The sequence below is a fragment of the Desulforamulus profundi genome, assembly GCF_002607855.1.
On record NZ_AWQQ01000070.1, the window covers coordinates 1 to 3378 of the forward strand.

The following is a 3378-nucleotide window of genomic DNA, read 5'->3' on the forward strand; positions in this document are numbered from 1 at the left end:
CCGCAGTGCCGTAGTTAACACAATAAGCACTCCGCCTGGGGAGTACGGTCGCAAGACTGAAACTCAAAGGAATTGACGGGGGCCCGCACAAGCGGTGGAGTATGTGGTTTAATTCGACGCAACGCGAAGAACCTTACCAGGGCTTGACATCCTCTGAAAGCCATAGAGATATGGACCTTACCCTTCGGGGTAACAGAGAGACAGGTGGTGCATGGTTGTCGTCAGCTCGTGTCGTGAGATGTTGGGTTAAGTCCCGCAACGAGCGCAACCCCTAACATTAGTTGCCAGCGAGTAAGTCGGGAACTCTAATGTGACTGCCGTTGACAAAACGGAGGAAGGTGGGGATGACGTCAAATCATCATGCCCCTTATGTCCTGGGCTACACACGTACTACAATGGCCGGTACAGACGGAAGCGAAGCCGTGAGGCGGAGCAAAACTGAGAAAGCCGGTCCCAGTTCGGATTGTAGTCTGCAACTCGACTACATGAAGTCGGAATCGCTAGTAATCGCAGGTCAGCATACTGCGGTGAATACGTTCCCGGGCCTTGTACACACCGCCCGTCACACCACGAAAGCTGACAACACCCGAAGCCGGTGASTTAACCGTAAGGAGRSAGCCGTCGAAGGTGGGGTTGGTGATTGGGGTGAAGTCGTAACAAGGTAGCCGTATCGGAAGGTGCGGCTGGATCACCTCCTTTCTAAGGAGYAACTTGAACCTTCGGTTCAAGAACTCTGGTCGATCATACATCATCTCAACTGTTTAGTTTTGAGAGACCAAATCAACCAGAAACTTCCGGTTGATTTTTAAAGTCTCTTGAAGTAAAATTAAAAATCCAGGCAGCTTGCTAAAAGCGAACAGCCAAWMCGTTCCTTGAAAACTGAACAGCGAAAAGTAAAGCGTCGTAGAAACAATTTTGCAGGCTACGTAAAGTAACCGAGCAAGCAAYWGGTCAAGAAACAAAGGGCATACGGTGGATGCCTTGGCGCTAAGGGCCGAAGAAGGGCGTGGAAAGCTGCGAAAAGCCACGGGGAGCCGCAAGCAGGCCTTGATCCGTGGATACCCGAATGGGGCAACCCGGCGGAGCAAAACTCCGTCACCCTATGCTGAACACATAGGCATAGAGGAGGGCACCCGGGGAACTGAAACATCTAAGTACCCGGAGGAAGAGAAAGAAACATCGAACCCCCCAGTAGCGGCGAGCGAAAAGGGGCGAGCCTAAACCAGAGGACTACGGTTCTCTGGGGTTGCGGGAACCTCATCACGTGATGATTAGTCCTAGTCGAAGACACCTGGAAAGGTGCTGCACAGAAGGTAACACACCTGTAGGCGAAAGGGCGAAAATTGCAGAGGACATCCCAAGTACCGCAGGACACGAGAAACCCTGTGGGAATCCGGGGGGACCACCCCCCAAGGCTAACTACCCTTAGCGACCGATAGTGAACCAGTACCGTGAGGGAAAGGTGAAAAGCACCCCGGGAGGGGAGTGAAAAAGAACCTGAAACCGTATGCCTACAAACTGTCGGAGCACGATTCAGTCGTAAGTCGTCAGACGTCAGACGTCGGGAAAAGGAAGAAAGAACTTTTGGGTCAAGGAATAAAGGCCCAAAAGGAATACATGCAAACCTGACGACTGCTGCCTGACGACTGACGACTGATGTGTGACGGCGTACTTTTTGTAGAACGGACCGGCGAGTTACATCCAACGTGCAGGTTAAGGCGAGCAATGCCGGAGCCAAAGCGAAAGCGAGTCTTAAAAGGGCGGCAAGTACGTTGGAGTAGACCCGAAACCTGGTGATCTACCCATGTCCAGAGTGAAGCTTTAGTAAAATAAAGTGGAGGCTCGAACCGACCTTCGTTGAAAAGGAGGCGGATGAGGTGTGGGTAGTGGTGAAATGCCAATCGAACCAGGAGATAGCTGGTTCTCCCCGAAATAGCTTTAGGGCTAGCCTCGGAAGATGGTTAGCGGAGGTAGAGCACTGAATGGGCTAGGGGCCTTCACGGGTTACCGAACCCAATCAAACTCCGAATGCCGCATAACTTACTCCGGGAGTCAGACTGCGAGTGCTAAGATCCGTAGTCAAAAGGGAAACAGCCCAGACCAACAGCTAAGGTCCCAAAGACAGGCTAAGTGGAAAAGGATGTGGGGTTGCACAGACAACCAGGATGTTGGCTTAGAAGCAGCCACCATTTAAAGAGTGCGTAATAGCTCACTGGTCAAGTGGCCCTGCGCCGAAAATGAAACGGGGCTAAGCCTGGCACCGAAGCTTTGGATCAGATGGAATTAATGGTGTATCAAGTGTTACATTGGAAAGGTAAAAGTGAGTTTCATTTTGTCACAAAATATCCTTAAAAATAAATTAAATATTTTGTGACCAAATACCTCAGCTAAGACTGGCACCTGGTGCAGCATTAATTCCATCTGATGGTAGGGGAGCGTTCTTATTCCGTTGAAGTCGTACCGTGAGGAGCGGTGGAGGAATAAGAAGTGAGAATGCCGGTATGAGTAAGCGAAAAGGCAGGTGAGAATCCTGCCCGCCGAAAACCTAAGGATTTCTGGGGAAGGTTCGTCCGCCCAGAGTAAGCCGGGACCTAAGCCGAGGCCGCAAGGCGTAGGTGATGGACAATCGGTTGAGAATCCGATGCCACCAACGACCGTTTGAGGATGGAGTGACGCAGGAGGGTACGTTTAGCCAGCGGCTGGAAAAGCTGGTCCAAGCCCGTAGGGTGTGTGGTAGCAAATCCGCCACACAAAAAACCTGAGAGGTGAAGGGGAGCGAAAACAAGTAGCGAAGAAACGGATCCCAAACTGCCAAGAAAAACTTCTAACGAGGTTAGTTGGTGCCCGTACCGCAAACCGACACAGGTAGGTGGGGTGAAAATCCTAAGGCGCGCGAGAGAACCCTCGTTAAGGAACTCGGCAAAATGACCCCGTAACTTCGGGAGAAGGGGTGCCTCGGTATTGTGAAAGATGAACATCTGGAGCAAGAAGAGGCCGCAGAGAAAAGGCCCAAGCGACTGTTTACCAAAACACAGGTCCCTGCTAAAGCGAAAGCTGACGTATAGGGCTGACGCCTGCCCGGTGCTGGAAGGTTAAGGGGAAGTGTTAGCGCAAGCGAAGCAGAGAACCGAAGCCCCAGTAAACGGCGGCCGTAACTATAACGGTCCTAAGGTAGCGAAATTCCTTGTCAGGTAAGTTCTGACCCGCACGAAAGGCGTAACGATTTGGCACTGTCTCAACGAGGGGCTCGGTGAAATTGTAATGACGGTGAAGATGCCGTCTACCTGCGACAGGACAGAAAGACCCCGTGGAGCTTTACTGTAGCTTGACATTGGGTTTTGGTATTTGATGTACAGGATAGGTGGGAGACTGAGAAGT

The 3378-nt window shown here is 51.6% G+C and carries 2 rRNA genes; both read left to right on the forward strand.

Features of this window, described 5'->3' with window-relative positions:
* Positions 1 to 699: ribosomal RNA gene (locus P378_RS12080) — 16S ribosomal RNA — on the forward strand; the annotation flags it as partial.
* Between the two features lie 250 nt (positions 700 to 949).
* Positions 950 to 3378: ribosomal RNA gene (locus P378_RS12085) — 23S ribosomal RNA — on the forward strand; the annotation flags it as partial.